This is a genomic window from Pseudomonas sp. Z2-11 (genome assembly GCF_054161305.1).
Genome location: NZ_CP096395.1, coordinates 624197 through 641965, shown reverse-complemented (window position 1 = coordinate 641965; position 17769 = coordinate 624197). Strand labels below are relative to the sequence as shown.

The 17769-nt window shown below is 60.9% G+C and carries 16 protein-coding genes; 5 read left to right on the top strand and 11 right to left on the bottom strand.

All coding sequences use genetic code 11. The annotated features are described in order from the left end of the window. Positions 1–41: 41 nt before the first annotated feature. From M1E16_RS02710 to amaB, 7 genes are all read right to left on the bottom strand, one after another. Positions 42–758: an ABC transporter ATP-binding protein gene (locus M1E16_RS02710; protein WP_305497148.1), complete on the bottom strand. Its 717-nt coding sequence runs from the start codon at positions 756–758 to the stop codon at positions 42–44. Further along, complete coding sequence (locus M1E16_RS02705) at positions 755–1627, bottom strand: ABC transporter ATP-binding protein (RefSeq protein WP_458129129.1); 873 nt, start codon at positions 1625–1627, stop codon at positions 755–757. The genes M1E16_RS02710 and M1E16_RS02705 overlap by 4 nt, the downstream gene beginning before the upstream one ends. Then, positions 1624–2904 (bottom strand): high-affinity branched-chain amino acid ABC transporter permease LivM, encoded by a 1281-nt coding sequence (gene livM, locus M1E16_RS02700; protein ID WP_434569983.1) that lies wholly within the window; start codon positions 2902–2904, stop codon positions 1624–1626. The genes M1E16_RS02705 and livM overlap by 4 nt, the downstream gene beginning before the upstream one ends. Before the next feature lie 2 nt (positions 2905–2906). Further along, positions 2907–3821 carry an ABC transporter permease subunit gene (locus M1E16_RS02695; RefSeq protein WP_039592565.1) on the bottom strand — a complete coding sequence of 305 codons (915 nt, stop codon included), beginning with the start codon at positions 3819–3821 and terminating at the stop codon, positions 2907–2909. A gap of 162 nt (positions 3822–3983) precedes the next feature. After that, positions 3984–5120, bottom strand: coding sequence for a branched-chain amino acid ABC transporter substrate-binding protein (locus M1E16_RS02690; RefSeq protein ID WP_434626354.1), 1137 nt, complete (start codon positions 5118–5120; stop codon positions 3984–3986). A gap of 370 nt (positions 5121–5490) precedes the next feature. After that, positions 5491–6774 (bottom strand): L-pipecolate oxidase, encoded by a 1284-nt coding sequence (gene amaA / locus M1E16_RS02685; protein WP_458129128.1) that lies wholly within the window; start codon positions 6772–6774, stop codon positions 5491–5493. A gap of 168 nt (positions 6775–6942) precedes the next feature. Beyond that, on the bottom strand, positions 6943–8433 hold the full coding sequence (amaB, locus tag M1E16_RS02680; protein ID WP_458129127.1) for an L-piperidine-6-carboxylate dehydrogenase: 1491 nt from the start codon (positions 8431–8433) through the stop codon (positions 6943–6945). Positions 8434–8622: 189 nt separating this feature from the next. On the opposite strand from amaB, the gene M1E16_RS02675 reads away from it, so the two are divergent. From M1E16_RS02675 to nadE, 3 genes are all read left to right on the top strand, one after another. Then, positions 8623–9531 carry a LysR family transcriptional regulator gene (locus M1E16_RS02675; protein ID WP_458129126.1) on the top strand — a complete coding sequence of 303 codons (909 nt, stop codon included), beginning with the start codon at positions 8623–8625 and terminating at the stop codon, positions 9529–9531. Between the two features lie 235 nt (positions 9532–9766). Further along, positions 9767–10993, top strand: coding sequence for a nicotinate phosphoribosyltransferase (gene pncB / locus M1E16_RS02670; RefSeq protein ID WP_458129125.1), 1227 nt, complete (start codon positions 9767–9769; stop codon positions 10991–10993). A gap of 4 nt (positions 10994–10997) precedes the next feature. Further along, positions 10998–11825 (top strand): ammonia-dependent NAD(+) synthetase, encoded by an 828-nt coding sequence (gene nadE, locus M1E16_RS02665; RefSeq protein WP_458129124.1) that lies wholly within the window; start codon positions 10998–11000, stop codon positions 11823–11825. Positions 11826–12007: 182 nt separating this feature from the next. Here nadE and azu read toward each other — a convergent pair whose 3' ends face one another. Continuing rightward, entirely contained in the window at positions 12008–12454 is a 447-nt protein-coding gene (gene azu / locus M1E16_RS02660; RefSeq protein ID WP_434574295.1) for an azurin, read from the bottom strand. 342 nt (positions 12455–12796) lie between these two features. Between azu and M1E16_RS02655 the strand changes: the two genes are divergently transcribed. Then, the gene (locus M1E16_RS02655) at positions 12797–13384 is read left to right on the top strand and encodes an LOG family protein (protein WP_458129123.1); all 588 of its coding nucleotides are present in this window, start codon (positions 12797–12799) and stop codon (positions 13382–13384) included. A gap of 68 nt (positions 13385–13452) precedes the next feature. Next, a complete protein-coding gene (locus tag M1E16_RS02650) occupies positions 13453–13638 on the top strand; it encodes a hypothetical protein (RefSeq protein WP_434569990.1) in 186 nt (61 codons plus the stop codon). 73 nt (positions 13639–13711) lie between these two features. Here M1E16_RS02650 and M1E16_RS02645 read toward each other — a convergent pair whose 3' ends face one another. From M1E16_RS02645 to M1E16_RS02635, 3 genes are all read right to left on the bottom strand, one after another. Then, a complete protein-coding gene (locus tag M1E16_RS02645) occupies positions 13712–14089 on the bottom strand; it encodes an NUDIX hydrolase (protein WP_305497168.1) in 378 nt (125 codons plus the stop codon). Positions 14090–14233: 144 nt separating this feature from the next. Further along, positions 14234–15127: a transglutaminase family protein gene (locus M1E16_RS02640; protein WP_434626362.1), complete on the bottom strand. Its 894-nt coding sequence runs from the start codon at positions 15125–15127 to the stop codon at positions 14234–14236. After that, positions 15127–17613 (bottom strand): circularly permuted type 2 ATP-grasp protein, encoded by a 2487-nt coding sequence (locus M1E16_RS02635; RefSeq protein WP_458129122.1) that lies wholly within the window; start codon positions 17611–17613, stop codon positions 15127–15129. Before M1E16_RS02635 ends, M1E16_RS02640 begins: the two co-directional genes overlap by 1 nt. Between the last annotated feature and the right edge of the window lie 156 nt (positions 17614–17769).

Sequence of the window (17769 nt, the reverse complement as noted above, 5' to 3'; positions counted from 1 at the left end):
CCGGCGATCGCTCGCCGGTTTTTTTCATTGCAGCTGCCGCCTCAATGCCCGCCAAGATACGCGTTGCGCACCTCTTCGTTGGCGAGCAGTTCCTTGCCGCTGCCGGTCAGGCGGATTTCTCCGTTGACCATCACATAGGCCCGGTCCGACAGCTTGAGCGCATGGTTGGCGTTCTGCTCCACCAGAAAGATAGTCATGCCGGTGGACGCCAGTTCCCGCAGGGTGGCGAAGATCTGCTTCACCACGATCGGCGCCAGCCCCAGGCTCGGCTCGTCGAGCAGCAACAACTTCGGCCGGCTCATCAAGGCCCGGGCGATGGCGAGCATTTGCTGCTCGCCGCCGGACATGGTCATGGCTCGCTGGTTGCGGCGCTCCTTGAGCCGCGGAAACAGCTCGAACATGCGCTGCATGTCTTCGCTGGCGTATTTGTCACCGATAGGAATGGTGCCCATCAGCAGGTTTTCCTCAACGGTCATGTCAGGGAACACCCGGCGCCCTTCCGGCGATTGAGCGATGCCGTTGGAGGCGATGTAGTGCGACGACTTGTGGGTGATGTCCACGCCCTGGTAGATGATCTGCCCACCCGCAGCGCGGGGCTGGCCGAAGATCGACATCAGCAGCGTGGACTTGCCGGCACCGTTGGAGCCGATCAGGCTCACGGTTTCGCCTTCGCCGATGTGCATCGAGACTTTCTTCAGGGCCTGGATCGGCCCGTAGAACACGTCCAGCTCCTTGAGTTCGAGGATAGGCCCACTCATACCAATTCCTCTTCATCGGCGCCCAGGTAAGCCGCGATCACCTTCGGATCGTTGCGAATCGCCTCGGGACCGCCCTCGGCAATCACGTTGCCGTGATCCAGCACTACGATGTGATCGGAAATACTCATCACCATGCCCATGTCGTGTTCGATCAGCACCACGGTCAGATCGTGCTCGTCGCGCAGCAGCCGGATCATCGCGCTCAGCGCTTCGGTTTCCTGAGGGTTGAGGCCGGCGGCCGGTTCGTCGAGGCAGATGATCTGCGGACGGGTGCACATCGCCCGAGCGATTTCCAGGCGGCGCTGCTGGCCGTAGGAAAGCTCACCAGCCAGGCGGTTGGCGCAGTCCACCAGGTCCACAACTTCCAGCCAGTAGAAAGCGTGGTCCAGGGCATCGCTTTCCGCCTGACGATAACCCTTGGTGTTGAGGATGCCCGCCACCAGGCTGCGATTGACCCACATGTGCTGTGCCACCAGCAGGTTCTCCAGCACCGACATTTCCTTGAACAGGCGAATGTTCTGGAACGTTCGCGCCAGGCCGGCGCGGTTTACCAGGTGGGTGCCGCCGAACATCTTGTAGTACAGCCGGCTGGCGAAAGACTTTGGCGAGACAAAGTCCGTCGGGCGGAACGCTTCGCCCAACAACTTGATCACGTTGGTCTCCTCGCCACGCACGTTGAGTTCGATCTTGCCGCCCGAAGCCTTGTAGAAACCGGTCAGGCAGTTGAACACCGTGGTCTTGCCCGCGCCGTTGGGGCCGATCAGGGCGAAGATCGAGTTGCGCTTGACTTGCAGGCTGACGTCGCTGAGGGCCTTGATGCCACCGAACTGCATCATCAGGTTTTCGACTTTGAGTACGACTTCGCTCATGGCGCTACCCCCTTGCGCGGCGTCACACCGGTACGGCTGATGCGGATCAGGCCGCGTGGGCGCCAGATCATCATCAATACCATCAGTACGCCGAACAGCAGCACGCGGTATTCCGAGAAACTGCGCAGCAGCTCCGGCGCCACGGTGAGCACGAATGCCGCGATCACCACGCCAACCGTCGAGCCCATGCCACCCAGCACGACGATCGCCAGGATCAACGCCGACTCGAAGAAGGTGAAAGAGGACGGGTTGACGAAACCCTGGTAACTGGCAAAAAACACTCCCGCCAGGCCAGCGGTGGAAGCACCGATGGTGAACGCAGAAAGCTTGACCAGCACATGGTTCAAGCCCATGGAGCGACAGGCGATTTCGTCCTCGCGCAGGGCCTCCCAGGCGCGGCCGACCGGCATGCGGGTCAGGCGATGCTTGACGTAGAGCACCAGCAATACGGTGATGAACAACACGATGTAGATGAACAGGAATTTGATGTTGGGGTTGTAGTCGATGCCGAAGAACTCATGGAACGGCACCCCGCCGTCCTTCGCTCGCCTGCCGAACTCCAGGCCCAGGAAGGTTGGTGCAGGAACCGGCATGCCATTCGGCCCGCCAGTGAACGACAACCAGTTGTTCAGCACCAGCCGGATGATCTCGCCGAAGCCCAGGGTCACGATGGCCAGGTAGTCACCGTGCATTCGCAACACGGGGAATCCTAAAATACACCCGGCCATCGCCGCTGCGATGGCCGCCAGCGGCAGCACAGTCCAGAAACCCAGCCCCAGGTATTGGTAACCCAGCGCCAGGCCGTAGGCGCCGATGGCATAGAACGCCACGTAACCCAGATCGAGCAACCCGGCCAGGCCGACCACAATATTCAGGCCCAGGCCCAGCAGCACGTAGATCAGCCCGAGGATGACTACGGTAAGCACGTACTTGTTGGCGAAGAACGGGAACACGATGGCAATCACGATCAGGGCCGGGATGATCCAGCGCAGCCGCGATTTGTAGTCGGGTGGCAGCACATGCACGCCGGAGCCAGTGCTCTCGAACCCCTGGAGGATCTTCAGCCCCTTCGGGGTTTGCAGGAACAGGCTCAGGGCAAAGCGCCCGACCATCACGATCGCCACCAGCCAGCCGACGCGGGCCGGTTGCAGGTTGAAGCTGTAGCCGTCGAGCACTACGCCGACGATCGGCCCGAATACGATCAGCGAGATCAGGCCGGCCAGGATCGCGTCGATGACGCTCTTTTTGATATCAAGCGGTTTATTGGCAGCAGACATACTTATACCTTCGCCACGAGTGGGCGACCCAACAGGCCTTGGGGACGGAAAATCAGAATCAGCACCAGCAGCGAGAAACTGAACACGTCTTTGTAGTCGGAGTTGATCAGACCGGCGAACAGCGACTCGGAGATCCCGAGGATGATCCCGCCGAGCATTGCCCCAGGCAGGGAGCCGATGCCGCCGAGTACCGCCGCGGTGAACGCCTTGATGCCGATGATGAAGCCGGCATAGAAGTCGAAGGTGCCGTAGTTCATAGTAATCAGCACACCGGCCAGGGCCGCCATGGCCGCACCGATGATGAACACGTAGGAAATCACCCGGTCGGTGTTGATGCCAAGGATGGAGGCCATCTTGCGGTCTTGCTGGGTGGCACGGCACATGCGGCCGAGCTTGGTGTATTTGATGATGTAGGTCAGCAGCGCCATGCCGGCGAATGCGGCAATCAGGATGAATATCTTGGTGTAGGTGAGCTGCACGAAGCCGGTACCGATGTCGACGCGCATGGCGCCTTCGAGCAGTGTCGGCACACCCTGTTGGCGGGCGCCCTGGCTGATCTGCGCGTAGTTCTGCAGGATCAGCGAGATGCCGATGGCGCTGATCAGCGGTGCCAGTCGGGTGGAGTTGCGCAGGGGTTTGTAGGCGACGCGTTCGATGACCCAGCCGTATACCCCGGTGACCACGATCGTGAACACCAGAGTGCCAAGGATCATCAGCGGAAAGGATTCGATACCGAAGTAAGCCAGCAGAGCCAGACTGATTGCCGCGAGGTAAGCGGAAATCATATAAACCTCGCCGTGGGCGAAGTTGATCATGCCGATGATGCCATAGACCATTGTGTAGCCGATGGCGATCAGACCATAGACCGACCCGAGGGTCAGGCCATTGATCAGTTGCTGCAGGAAAATACCATCCATAACGCAATCTCACGCAGTGAGAACCTGCACACCCAAGGTGTGCGGTTCTTCTAAGGAAAATACAGATTTACGTCGGAGCAATGTCAGGCGCGACCAGCGCGCACCTTCTGGAAACCGGAGCTTGGCCGGCTTCCAGAAGGGCCTGGACGGTCGCTTCAGCCCTTACTTCTGTTTTTCCAACTGGTGGTATTTGCCATCCTTGTCCCACTGGTAGACCACGTAGTCGGAGACTTTCAGGTCGCCTTTGGTGTCCCAGGCTTTTTCGCCCATGACGGTTTTCACCGGGTTGGCTTTCAGCCACTTGGCGGCGTCTTCGCCCTTGTTGGACTTGGCACCATTGAAACCGGCGGCCAGCGCCTGGACCGAGGCATAGGCGTACAGAGTGTAGCCCTCAGGCTCGACGCCCTGGGCACGGAAAGCGTCCACCACGGCCTTGCTGTCCGGCAGTAGGCGCGGGTCGGCGCCGAAGGTCATGTACACGCCATCGACGTATTGCGCGCCACCAGCGGTAGTGACCAGTTCATCGGTGACGATGCCATCGTCGGACATGAACTTGACGTCCTTGAGGCCTTGCTCACGCAGCTGGCGAACCAGCGGGCCGGCTTCCGGGTGCAGGCCGCCGAAGTAGACCACGTCGGCACCGGCCGAACGGATCTTGGTCACCACGGCGCTGAAGTCTTTTTCGCCACGGGTCAGGCCTTCGTACAACACAGGGGTCACGCCACGCTTGGCCAGTTGTGCCTTGGTAGCATCCGCCAGGCCTTGGCCGTAGGTGTCCTTGTCGTGCAGGACGACGACTTTCTTGCCCTTGAGCACGTCGACGATGTAGTCGCCAGCCACGATGCCTTGCTGGTCGTCACGCCCACACATGCGGAACATCGCGCTCAGGCCACGTTCGGTAACGGCCGGGTTGGTCGAGCCTGGGGTGATGGCAATGATGCCTGCTTCGTCATAGACCTCGGAGGCCGGGATGGTGTTGGACGAGCAGAAGTGCCCGACCACGCCGATCACTTTGTCCTGGTCAACCAGTCGGTTGGCCACGGCCACGGCCTGCTTCGGTTCGCAGGCGTCGTCACCGGCGACCAGGACGATTTTCTCGCCATTGACGCCACCTGCCTTGTTGATGACATCGGCCGCGGCCTGCGCACCTTTCATGTACTGCTCGCCAAACGCGGCGTTGGCGCCGGTCATCGGCCCCGCCACACCAAATTTCACATCAGCCTGGGCAAACGCAGAAACACCCAGCGCAGCTGCCACTGCGAGGGCCAGAAAGCCTTTCTTGTAAAACGTCTGGGACATGAGGTGGTGCTCCAAGGTTTTTTTTAGTTGGCACTGCGACTTCACTTCACTGAAAAGCTAAGAGCAAGGGCCGTGCCATCGGTTTTTTATTCTTAAAAAAGTCGCTGCTTTATTGTTATTTCGACTGTTTCGGGCCCTTTTTCACAGGGCGTGCAACCGTCTAAACCGGACGAGGTGCAACCGTTTTTACAAGTAGGTGAAACCCTCCATGAGCCATCATTGCAACCGCCATACGAAACGGCGTGCAACCACTGTGTAACAACCTGCGTCACCTAACTGCACACTGCCGGTGCGCGGCTGCTACAGCCCGCACCATAACAGGCTAGCCGCTGTGTTGAAAAACGCCGCTGCCCGTAACACTTTTCAACAATCAGATGACGATTCGCAGGCACTGGCCCGCGTGGTACAGGGAAAAGCCCGCCTCATACAGGCAACTGCGCAGGCCCACGCCGGCCAAGGGTTGCATGGGCGCGAAAGGGATCGGCAATGCCTTGGCATCGCCGTGGCACAGATAGTCGGCGAATGCCTTGCCGACCACGGTGCCGGTGGTCACGCCTCGACCGTTGTAGCCGGTGACTGCCACCAGGCCTGGCGCCGGCTCGAACAGGCGCATCAGATGGTCGGGCGTGAACGCAATGCAACCGGTCCAGGTGCACTCCCACTCCACAGGCTTGAGGTAAGGGAAATAATGCTGCTGCACCCGGTCCGCCCAGGCCTTGAGAAACCAGGTTGGCTTACGGTTGCCATTGCCCAGGCTGCCGAGCAGCAAGCGACCGTCCTTGTCCCGGCGGATGCTGCTCAATACCTGGCGAGTATCCCAGGAACCTTGCCCACCCGGCAGAATGCGGTGGGCGGCCGCGTCGGTCAGTGGGACCGAAGCGACCTGATAGTAATATCCGGGAAAGAAATTTCGCCGCAGTTCGGTCCAGTCGCCTTCGGTATAGGCGTTGGACGCGATCACGACTTGCTCGGCCAGCACCGAGCCCTGGGCAGTCTGCACTGACCAGCGCTGGCCTTGGCGTTCCAGGCGCGTGACCGGCGAATGGTCGAACAACTGGCCGCCAAGGTCCTTGGCCGCCTTGGCCAGCCCGCTGGTGTAGGCCATCGGGTTGAGCGTGCCGGCGCGGCGATCGAGCAATGCCGCGGCGATCCTGTCGGTGCCGGTAGCCTCGGCACAGGCTTGGCCGGTCAGCAGTTCCACTGGCGCGCCACGGCGTTTCCATTGTTCTTCGCGGCTGCGCAGGTCCGCCTCGCCCCGGGCGTTGTGGGCCATATGCAGGGTGCCTTCGCGGCGCAGCTGGCAATCGATGTTGTATTTGTCGACGAGGCTGAACACCAAGGCCGGCGCGGCCCCGAGCATGCGGTTGAGCTGGCTGCCCACCGCCTCGCCAAAACCGGCCTCGATATCATCCGGCGGGATCCACAAGCCGGCGTTCACCAGCCCGACGTTACGCCCCGAGCCGCCATGTCCGGCCCGATGGGCTTCCAGCACTGCCACGCGCTTGCCCTGTTCGAGCAAGTGCACCGCCGCTGACAGACCGGTGAAACCGGCGCCGATCACACAGACATCTACCGTGACCTCGCCTGTGAGCCCGGTGTTTTCGGGCCGTTGTGGCGTCAGCTTTTCCCACAGACATTCTTCGCGTAACGGCATTGCCAGACTCCAACAGAAACCTAACAAACACAGAATTCAATGTGGGAGCGAGCCTGCTCGCGAAGCGGTTCCTCTGCCAACCTTCATATTGGCTGATCCGGCGCTTTCGCGAGCAGGCTCGCTCCCACAGGGGGACTATTTCCACAGAGAGCTTTCGCTGACTGGTTCTCAGTCGAAAGTAATCCCCTGGGCCAAAGGCAGTTCCAGCGAATAATTCACAGTATTGGTCTGACGACGCATATAGCCGCGCCATGCATCGGAGCCGGACTCGCGACCGCCGCCGGTTTCCTTTTCGCCACCAAAGGCACCGCCGATCTCCGCGCCGCTCGGGCCGATGTTGACGTTGGCGATGCCGCAATCGCTGCCCACCGCCGACATGAACTGCTCGGCCTCACGCACGTCGGTGGTGAAGATGCACGACGACAAGCCTTGGGGCACGGAATTGTTCAAATCCAGCGCCTCAGCAAAATCCTTGTAACCGACCACGTAGAGGATCGGCGCGAACGTTTCGTGACGCACCACGTCGCTTTGCTCCGGCATTTCGACGATGGCCGGCGAAACGTAGAAGGCGTTCGGGAACTGGTCTTCGAGCTGGCGCTTGCCGCCAAACACCCGACCGCCTTCGCTCAGCGCCTGTTCCAGCGCATCCTGCATGTTGTCGAAGCTCTGCTTGTCGATCAGCGGCCCTACCAGGTTGCCTTCCAGCGGATGACCGATGCGCACTTTCGAGTAGGCGGCCTTGAGGCGGGCGACAATCTCTTCCTTCACCGATTCATGGGCGATCAAACGGCGCAGGGTGGTGCAGCGCTGGCCGGCGGTGCCGACGGCGCTGAACAGGATCGCCCGCACTGCCATGTCCAGGTCGGCGCTCGGGGCCAGGATCATCGCGTTGTTGCCACCCAGTTCGAGGATGCTGCGGGCAAAACGCGCCGCGACTTTTGGTGCGACTTCGCGCCCCATCCGGGTGCTGCCGGTGGCGCTGATCAACGCCACGCGCGGGTCATCCACCAGGGCTTCGCCGGCATCGCGACCACCGATGATCACTTGGCTCAGGTACGGCGGCGCATCACTGAAATTCTCCAGTACGCGCTCGAACAACGCCTGGCAGGCCAGGGCGGTCAGCGGGGTTTTCTCCGACGGTTTCCAGATCACCGAATTGCCGCACACCAGGGCCAGCGTGGTGTTCCAGGCCCACACCGCCACCGGGAAGTTGAAGGCGCTGATCACCCCGACCACCCCCAGCGGGTGCCAGGTTTCCCGCATGTGATGGCCCGGTCGCTCGGAGGCGATGGTCAGGCCATACAACTGGCGGGACAGACCGACGGCGAAATCACAGATGTCGATCATCTCCTGCACTTCACCCAGGCCTTCCTGAGTGATCTTGCCGGCTTCCCACGACACCAGTTCGCCGAGGTCGGCCTTGTATTCACGCAGCAGGTCGCCAAACTGACGCACCAGTTCGCCGCGACGGGGCGCCGGCACCTTGCGCCACAAATCGAAGGCATGTTCGGCACGGCTGACCTGTTGCTCGACTTCAGCGGCGCCTTCCCAGTTCACCGCGCCGATGCGACTGCCGTCGACGGGCGAATGCACGGGCTGTTTGCCGTTCTGGTACAGGGCCGGGTTGACGCCCAGACGATCAAGCAATGCAGCAACCATGGGTAATTCCTCATGCGAAAGACAAAGATGTGGCAGCCGGGCAATCACGGCTGATCAGACCTGTAGTTGTAGCTGGCCCGAGACTTGCCAACAAACGACCTTTAAGCGAGATATCATTCCGTTTATTCATGCTGCCACTCAAGCAGACTCTTCAGCATAAAAGCAGAGCGACAAAAATAAGGCTCCATCATGCTCAATAAGCGCTATTTGCCGTCTATCACCGCGCTGCAGTGCTTCGAAGCGGTGACCCGTCACCTGAGCTTCACCCGCGCCGCCGAAGAATTGAACCTGACCCAGAGCGCCGTCAGCAAACAGGTCGCGCAGCTTGAAGAGTTGCTGCAACACCTGCTGTTTCGCCGCGTTCGCCGACGCTTGCAGCTGACGCCCGCCGGGGATCTGTATCTGGGGGAGGTGCGAAAAATCCTTTCTCAGGTAGAGATGTCGACCCATTACCTGCGTTCCTACGGTGGCGACACCGAAGTCCTGCGAGTCTCTACGCCTCCGACCTTCGGCGCCCGCTGGCTGGTCCCGCGACTCAAGGGCTGGCGCCTGCGCCATCCCAGCATTCATCTGGACCTGTGCAGCGAGCAGGAGGCCGACGACCTGCAGCAGGGACGCAGTGACCTGGCGTTCTATTTTGGCCAGGGATCGCGGCCGGGCACCGAATCCCTGAAGCTGTTCGGCGAAGAACTGGTGCCGGTCTGCGCCCCCGGCAGCTTGCCGGACGAGCCTTTTACCGACCCCACGCAACTGGCCGGGCTGGTGCTGCTGCAGAACGCCTCCCGGCCCCAGGCATGGCATGACTGGTTCGACCATCAGGGTTATCACACCGAACACAGCTACCACGGGCCACGCTTCGAGACGTTTTACATGTGCATCCGCGCCGCCCAGGTCGGCTGTGGCGTGGCCCTGCTGCCAAGGTTCCTGGTGGAGGAAGAGCTGGCTGACGGCAAGCTGGTCATCCCTTGGCAACATCCGATGCCCAGTACCAATGCGTACTACCTGGCGTACCCGGAACATTCGGCGGAAGTGCCCAAGGTGCGGTTGTTCGTGGAATGGATGCTGGAGCAGATCGATAGCCCTGATGCGCCGCCATAGCGACAGTTGCCCCCCGTGGCGAGGGAGCTTGCTCCCGCTGGGCTGCGCAGCGGCCCTAAAATCTGTCAGATGAAAAATTCTGCGTCTGCTTCGCAGCCGAGCGGGAGCAAGCTCCCTCGCCACAAAAAGATCTGCGGACGCTAAAAAATACTGGCAATAACCATCACGGTTATGCGCCACTAGACCTTTCAATACGACTGCCGCACACCGCAGCACCCGTCTGGAGATTCCCATTATGAGCGAGAGCGTGTTTGCCGATCGCATCGTGCAGAACCTGCTCGACACCGACTTCTACAAGCTGACGATGATGCAGGCGGTGCTGCACAACTACCCCAACGTCGAGGTGGAATGGGAGTTTCGTTGCCGCAACAGCGAAGACCTGCGCCCTTACCTCGCGGAAATTCGTTTTCAGATCGAACGCCTGGCCGAGTTGAGCCTGAGCGCCGACCAGCTGGGTTTCCTCGAGCGCATCAGCTTCCTCAAGCCGGATTTCCTGCGCTTCCTGGGCTTGTTTCGCTTCAACCTGCGCTATGTGCACACCGGCATCGATAACGGCGAGCTGTTTATCCGTCTGCGCGGGCCCTGGCTGCACGTCATCCTGTTCGAAGTACCGCTGCTGGCCATCGTCAGCGAGGTGCGCAACCGTTATCGCTACCGTGAAGTCGTCCTGGAACAGGCGCGGGAGCAGCTTTATCGCAAGTTCGACTGGCTGACGGCCAACGCCAATGCCGACGAATTGTCCGAACTGCAAGTGGCCGACTTCGGTACTCGCCGCCGGTTTTCCTACCGTGTCCAGGAAGAAGTGGTGAACGTGCTCAAGCACGACTTCCCCGGCCGCTTCGTCGGCACCAGCAATGTGCACCTGTCCCGAGAGCTGGATATGAAGCCCCTGGGCACCATGGCCCACGAATGGATCATGGCCCACCAGCAGCTGGGTCCGCGACTGATCGACAGCCAGATAGCCGCGCTCGATTGCTGGGTTCGTGAATACCGAGGCTTGCTGGGCATCGCGCTGACCGACTGCATCACCATGGATGCGTTCCTCAAGGACTTCGATCTGTTCTTCGCCAAGCTGTTCGACGGTTTGCGCCATGATTCGGGGGATCCGGTCATCTGGGCTGAAAAGGCCATTGCCCACTACCACAAACTGGGCATCGACCCGATGAGCAAGACCCTGGTGTTCTCCGACAGCCTGACATTGCCCAAATGCCTGGATATTTTCCGCGCCTTGCGTGGTCGCATTAATGTGAGCTTCGGTATCGGGACCAACCTGACTTGCGACATTCCTGGTGTGGAGCCGATGAGCATCGTGCTTAAAATGATCAGCTGTGACGGGCAACCCGTGGCCAAGATTTCAGACGAGCCCGGCAAGACCCACTGCAAGGATCCGAATTTCGTCGCCTATATGCGACATGTTTTCCAAGTACCTGCCGCCCTTTCCGGCACATCAAGCAAGGAGTGAATTCATGCAAGCCGTACAGCGTGAGATTGCTGAACAGCTCAAGGTCCAGCCACCGTTCGCCGATGACGCCGCCCTCAAGGCCGAAATTGCGCGCCGGGTGAGCTTCATTCAGGACTGCCTCGTCAACTCGGGTCTCAAGAGCCTGGTGCTGGGGATCAGCGGTGGGGTCGACTCGTTGACCGCCGGCCTGCTGGCCCAACGTGCCGTGCGCGAACTGCGGGAAAAAACCGGCAATTCGGCGTACCGGTTCATCGCCGTGCGCCTGCCGTACGATACCCAGTTCGATGAGCACGAAGCCCAGGCCTGCGTCGATTTCATCGAGCCGGACGAGCGCCATACCGTCAACATCGGTCCGGCGGTCAAGGCATTGGCGAAGGAAGTCCTGGCATTCGAAGGCAAGGCGCCGGGTTCGCGGGATTTCGTGTTGGGCAATACCAAGGCGCGGATGCGCATGGTGGCGCAATACACCATCGCCGGCGCGGAGCAAGGCCTGGTGATCGGCACCGACCACGCGGCCGAAGCGGTCATGGGTTTCTTCACCAAGTTCGGTGACGGCGCCTGCGACCTGGCCCCGCTGAGCGGCCTGGTGAAAAACCAGGTCCGGGCCATCGCCCGGGATTTCGGCGCGCCGGAGTCGCTGGTGGAAAAAGTCCCCACCGCTGATCTGGAGGACCTGTCGCCGGGCAAGCCGGATGAAGCCGCCCATGGCGTGACCTACGGCGAGATCGACGCCTTCCTGCATGGCCAACCGATTCGCGAAGAGGCGGCCAGGATCATTTGCGAAACCTACCGCAAGACCGAGCACAAGCGAGTGATGCCGTACGCTCCTTGATCACCGCGGTGGTCTGATATCACCTGTGGGAGCGAGCCTGCTCGCGAAGGCGCCGCATCAGCTACATCAATGCTGGCTGACACACCGCCTTCGCGAGCAGGCTCGCTCCCACAGGGGTCGGGTATTTACCAGGTATAAAAAAAGCGCCCTGCTTGGGGCGCTTTTTTTGTGTCTGAAATTGATTATTTCAGGGTGACCGTGCCTTTCATCATCGAGATGTGGCCCGGGAACGAGCAGAAGAAACCGTACTTCTCGGAAGCACTCAATTTCGAAACATCAAAGGTTACCGAGTCGGTTTCCTTGGCGCCGATGATTTTGGTGTGGGCGATGATGCGAGCATCACCTTCCTTCAGGTAATCCTTGTCAATGCCAGCGGCCAGACCGTCGGTGGCGATCGGCTGCATGTCAGCCTCTTTGCTCAGCACCCAGTTATGACCCATGACGTTTTTTGGCAGGTTGCCGGAATGAGTCAGCTCAACGGTGAAGGTCTTGCAGCTCTTGTCGATTTCGATGGCCTTGGTATTGAAGGACATCTGGTCGGTGGAATCGATGGTGGTCTTGCACTCCGCTGCCATCAGTTGGCTGCTGGCCAGCGTCAACAGGGATACTGCTACAAGTTTGGCGAACATCATGAATCTCCAAGGCATGGTTAACAAAATTCCGTCAAAGGGGAAGACTGCCTGATTTTCCAGCAAGTTCCTATGACCTGTGTCAAAGATTGTATACAACTTAAGACTATCAGCCTGATGGACAGAATCAACCAGCCACAAGTATGACTCGCCCGTTACGATCGGCTCCATCACCTCTCTGGAGCAACCGTCATGAACCTCAACAGCCTGTTATGCAGCCTGCTCGCCGCCTACGCCTGCGGCGCCAGCGGCACCTACGAAAAACCCCGGCGCGAGGTTTAATTCTTTGCGCAACAGGGGGCAGGCTTTACTCTGGACCGATTAGCGATCACGGAGTAAAGCATGTCCATAGCGTCTGTTTGTGTATTTTGCGGCGCCAGCACCGGCAGCCATCCCGCCTATCGCGAAGCGGCTCAGGCCCTGGGGCAGGCACTGGCGGAGCGAAAACTGACCCTGGTCTACGGCGGCGGCGCGGTCGGCCTGATGGGAATCGTCGCCGATGCAGCCCTTGCGGCTGGCGGCGAAGTGATTGGCATCATCCCGCAAAGCCTGAAAGACAAGGAAATCGGCCACAGCGGCCTGACACGCCTGGAAGTGGTGGACGGCATGCATGCGCGCAAGGCCCGCATGGCTGAACTCAGCGACGCCTTCATCGCCCTTCCCGGCGGCCTCGGCACCCTGGAAGAACTTTTCGAAGTGTGGACCTGGGGCCAGCTCGGCTACCACGCTAAACCGCTGGGGCTGCTGGAAGTGAACGGTTTCTACAGCAAACTCACCGGTTTTCTCGATCACATCGTCGGTGAAGGCTTCGTCCGCGCGCCGCATCGTGACATGCTGCAAGTGAGCGACTCGGCCCATGACCTGCTCGATGCGCTGGATGAATGGCAACCCTCGGTGCCGCCGAAATGGGCCGAGCAAAAACCCAGCTAACGGCTCGACCCCGATACAGGGCAGAATACGCGCCGCTCAACCTCACCTTCGACCCCAGAGGATCGCCCATGGCCAAACCCAATTATTCCTTCGCCAAACGTCAGAGAGACCTGGCCAAGGAGCAGAAGAAAGAGGAAAAGCTCCAGCGCAAGAAAGCCACCGCCGATGAAGCAGCACTGAACCCCGATGCTGAAGGTGAAGTGGCGGCAGACGATGATGCAGATGCACCGAAAGACCAGGCCCCCGACGCCTGACTCCTCCAGGGCCCGATGATCCGATCCGGCCCCACGGTTTTGTGTCCAGGGCCGGCAGCCTCGCTGCCGGCCCTCACAACCCCAGCGCGTTGATAATCGACAAGCGATAACCAGCAGGCAGGTTCGCTGGCAACTGGCTTGGCTCGAACAGCCCGATCTCCTTGTGCTCATGACTGATCGTCGGCACAAAACCGCCCAGTAACTGGCAGCGGTAAGTGGAGATGAACACATGTTTGCCGGGAATCACCTCGAACAGATACGAATCCAGCGGTTCGCCCACGCTGACCTCGACCGCCAACTCCTCGGCGATTTCCCGTGCCAGGCACTGCGGCGGCGTTTCGCCCAGCTCGATCCGCCCACCGGGCAGCTCCCATTCGTCACGCTCGTTGAGCATCAGCACGACCAGGCCGTCGGGAGATTGCAGTACGCCTTTGATGGAAACCGGGAACATATAAAAGTCTCATTGTTAATCAGTTCCCCTGTGGCGAGGGAGCTTGCTCCCGCTGGGCCGCGAAGCGGTCCAAAGATTTTACGGTCGCTGCGCAACCGAGCGGGAGCAAGCTCCCTCGCCACAGGTGTTCAGTGGAACATCAGATCACTGTTCCAACGGCATCACCGTCACCCGTACTTCCGGGTCATGGGTACCGCCCCCCAAGATCACCCCGCGCAAAGGCGACACATCGGAAAAGTCCCGGCCCCAGGCCAGGGTGATGTGCTCCAGGGACGGTTGCACGTTGTTGGTCGGATCGAAATCCACCCATCCCAGCACCGGGCAAAACACCGAAATCCAGGCGTGAGAAGCATCGGCACCAATCAATCGAGCCTGGCCGGGTGGTGGCTGGGTCAACAGATAGCCGCTGACGTAACGCGCCGCCAATCCGCGAGAACGTACGCAGGCCAGCATCAGGTGGGCAAAATCCTGGCAGACGCCCCGGCGTCGCTCCAGCACTTCCACCAGCGGTGTCGCGACCTGGGTGGCCTCCGCGTCGAAAGTGAACTCCTCGAAGATTTTTTCCATCAGCGCCTGGACGCCGAGCATCAACGGACGACCAACCGGGAAACAACTTTCGGAAAACTCGACGAAGCTGCGCTTGAGGTGCACATAGGGTGACTCGAAACGATAGCGGCATGCATCCAGCAACTGCGCCGTCAATGGCCGGCCGCTGTAGGTCAATGCATGACGAGTGGATTCCCAGGCGGGCGATGAACCGAAATCCAGTGGCGGGCGCGCCAGCACCTCGACGCTCAGGCGGGCATTGACCAGCAGCTCATCGTGGGGCCGCTCGAAGGCCAGGCGGGTCAGCGGATTGCCGAACACATCCTCTTCATCGCGACGGGTCGTGGGCTCCGGGCTGATGGTCAGTTGTCGTTCGGTACAGCGCTGCCATTCACAGGGCCGCGGCCATAGATGCGCCAATTGCTGGGCGAGGGACACCGGGCTGTCGTAATGATAGTGGGTGTCGTGAAGGATCTGGTAACGGGCATTCATCAGACGGATACCGTGCGCTGGCTGACGTCGTCAACATGGGCGAAATGGCGCAAGGCCAGGCGATCGGACACCTGCCCGCTGACATCGGCGATTTCCTGCAGCAGATCGGCCAGACCGTCGAGCGCCGCGCGCAGGCTGGCTTCGCCAAACAAAAGACTCTCCAGGCAGCGCAGGTCAAAGCGCGACAGTCGCGCCACCAGTTCCGGCAGGGCGGTTTCTCTCGGCGCGCCAAAATCGTCGTTCAGACGCTTGACGGTGCGCGCCACCAGTTTCAACTGGAAGAGCACTGCGTGAGGGTTCTGTTCGTCCAGCAACAGAAGATCGAGCACCGGGATCAGCTGCGCCACCGCCAGGTATCGCGAACGGTAGGTGATGCTGCTATTGCCCAACTCCAGCAACCATTCCAGCCCGGCCTGATCGAAAACCGCCTCGCCGCGCAGGAATGCCGCCAGGCTGCTGCTGAGAAATTGCAGACGCTCCAGGCGCCGGCCGATCATCAGGAAACGCCAGCCCTCGTCGCGGGTCATGTCGTCCAGGGCGAACCCGGACAACGCGGCCAGGGACATCACCAGTCGATTGAGAAAATCCAGCAACTCACCGAAGTCCGGCTCGCTGGTTTCCAGCTCCACGGCTTCGCGTTGCAGTTCCACCAGCGCCTGCCAGTTCTCGCGGGACAGCTTGCCACGGACCTGCGAGGCCGCCCACTGCAAGCGCTGCAGATTGGAGCGCAGGCTGAACGACCAGTCATCGCCGAGCATGGCCGCCAGCAGGCGCTCGGGCAACTCGCCCTCCTCCGGCAACAACATCAGGCTCTCGCCCAGGGCGACCGCCGATTGCAAGGCCTGTGGATCATCGCCATCGACATAGCGCGCCAGCATGATCCGCAGCAGACGGGCGCTGTCGTCGCAACGTTCGCAGTAGCGGCCAAACCAGAACAGGTTTTCCACCACACGAGACGGCAGATAGGGATCGCGGCGCACCAGATCATGCACGCCCACGGTTCGCTGGGCCTTCCATTGCTCACCGCCGGGGGCCTGCTCGCCAAGTACCCAGGTGTCCTTGCTGGCGCCTCCGCGCTGCATCGACACCACTTCGGCATCAGCCTCGGCGGCCACGCGGGTCAGGCCTCCCGGCAGCACTCGATAATCGTCTTTGCCGGACACCGCATAAACCCGCATGCCAATGGCTCGGGGCTGGATCTGGCCGTCTTCGGCCTGCCATACCGGCGCCTGGGACAGTTGCGCCAGTTCCTGAGCAACATAGGCATAGGGCCGCGCCTGCATGCGTGCGGCCAATTGAGCGCGCTGGTCTTCGTCCAGGTCACGACCGAATACCGGCGTGAAGCTCTGGGACGGAAACGCCGGCTTGATCAACAACTGCGGCAGTTTCTCCAGGGCCTGGGCCAGCACCGGCGGCTCTCCGCACCACCAGGTGGCGATTGAGGGCAGCATCAGCTCTTCACCGAAAAGAAACTGACTTATTTTTGGCAGAAACCCCAAGAGCCCGGGAGACTCCAGGACTCCACTACCCAGGGCATTGGCCACCAGCACCCGCCCCTGACGCACCGCCTCCAGCAATCCGGGCACGCCCAGGGCCGAATCGGTGCGCAACTCCAGCGGGTCGCAGAAATCATCGTCGAGCCGACGCATGATCGCGTGGACCCGACGCAGCCCGCTGAGAGTCTTCAGATAGACCGTGGCGTCGCGGACGGTCAGGTCGCCGCCTTCCACCAGCGGGTAGCCGAGCTGGCGCGCCAGGTAGAGGTGTTCGAAGTAGCTTTCGTTGAACCGACCGGGCGTCAGCAGTACCACCAGCGGCGGCTCGCCGTTGCTGGGAGCCTGTCGCGCCAGGGTCTCTTGCAACGTGCGGAAGAAACCGGACAGGTGTTGCACCTTGAGGTCGCGATAAAGGTCGGGAAAGGCTCGCGACACGATCGTGCGATTTTCCAACGCATAACCGGCGCCGGAGGGCGCCTGGGTCCGATCCGCAGTCACCCACCAGCGGCCGTCGGGCGCGCGCGCCAGATCCACGGCATACAAGTGCAGGAAGTTGCCGTCTGGCGGTGTGATGCCCTGGCAGGGCCAAAGGAAATTGTTGTGCCCGAACACCAGCTCCGCCGGCAATAGCCCCTCGCTGATCAACCGCTGCGGCCCGTACAGGTCGGCCAGAACGGCGTTGAGCAAGCGTGCTCGCTGGGCAATGCCGGCCGACAGTTGCGTCCATTCCCGAGCGTCGATGACATGGGGCAGCAGGTCCAGCTCCCAAGGCCGATCAGCTCCCTTGGGGTCTGCATAGACGTTATAGGTGACGCCATTTTCCTGGATCTGCCGGGCGAGCAATGCCTGGCGCTGGATCAACTGAGCCGGCGTGCTGCGCTGCAATTGGTCGAACAGCCGCCGCCAATGCGCACGCACCGCACCGCTGTCATCCAGCAATTCGTGATAGGTGCCCGTCGTCAACGGGTAACGGTCAAGCAGGTCAGGCATGGAAAGCTCGGCAGGACGGCAATGAAAGGTGAGACTAGCGCAGGCAGATGACACCCGGATAGGTATGTTTGAGCTGAATCCGGCAAGAGGCCTCAGGGGCAATCATCGTGGCGAGGGAGCTTGCTCCCGCTCGGTTGCGCAGCGACCGTAAAATCC

Coding starts and splice junctions, on each gene's coding strand:
- M1E16_RS02635 (WP_458129122.1), bottom strand. CDS start 17,613: ATGCCTGACCTGCTTGACCGTTACCCGTTGACGACGGGCACCTATCAC.
- M1E16_RS02645 (WP_305497168.1), bottom strand. CDS start 14,089: ATGTTCCCGGTTTCCATCAAAGGCGTACTGCAATCTCCCGACGGCCTG.
- pncB (WP_458129125.1), top strand. CDS start 9,767: ATGAGCGAGAGCGTGTTTGCCGATCGCATCGTGCAGAACCTGCTCGAC.
- amaA (WP_458129128.1), bottom strand. CDS start 6,774: ATGCCGTTACGCGAAGAATGTCTGTGGGAAAAGCTGACGCCACAACGG.
- M1E16_RS02690 (WP_434626354.1), bottom strand. CDS start 5,120: ATGTCCCAGACGTTTTACAAGAAAGGCTTTCTGGCCCTCGCAGTGGCA.
- M1E16_RS02695 (WP_039592565.1), bottom strand. CDS start 3,821: ATGGATGGTATTTTCCTGCAGCAACTGATCAATGGCCTGACCCTCGGG.
- amaB (WP_458129127.1), bottom strand. CDS start 8,433: ATGGTTGCTGCATTGCTTGATCGTCTGGGCGTCAACCCGGCCCTGTAC.
- M1E16_RS02710 (WP_305497148.1), bottom strand. CDS start 758: ATGAGTGGGCCTATCCTCGAACTCAAGGAGCTGGACGTGTTCTACGGG.
- nadE (WP_458129124.1), top strand. CDS start 10,998: ATGCAAGCCGTACAGCGTGAGATTGCTGAACAGCTCAAGGTCCAGCCA.
- M1E16_RS02705 (WP_458129129.1), bottom strand. CDS start 1,627: ATGAGCGAAGTCGTACTCAAAGTCGAAAACCTGATGATGCAGTTCGGT.
- M1E16_RS02650 (WP_434569990.1), top strand. CDS start 13,453: ATGGCCAAACCCAATTATTCCTTCGCCAAACGTCAGAGAGACCTGGCC.
- M1E16_RS02640 (WP_434626362.1), bottom strand. CDS start 15,127: ATGAATGCCCGTTACCAGATCCTTCACGACACCCACTATCATTACGAC.
- azu (WP_434574295.1), bottom strand. CDS start 12,454: ATGTTCGCCAAACTTGTAGCAGTATCCCTGTTGACGCTGGCCAGCAGC.
- livM (WP_434569983.1), bottom strand. CDS start 2,904: ATGTCTGCTGCCAATAAACCGCTTGATATCAAAAAGAGCGTCATCGAC.
- M1E16_RS02655 (WP_458129123.1), top strand. CDS start 12,797: ATGTCCATAGCGTCTGTTTGTGTATTTTGCGGCGCCAGCACCGGCAGC.
- M1E16_RS02675 (WP_458129126.1), top strand. CDS start 8,623: ATGCTCAATAAGCGCTATTTGCCGTCTATCACCGCGCTGCAGTGCTTC.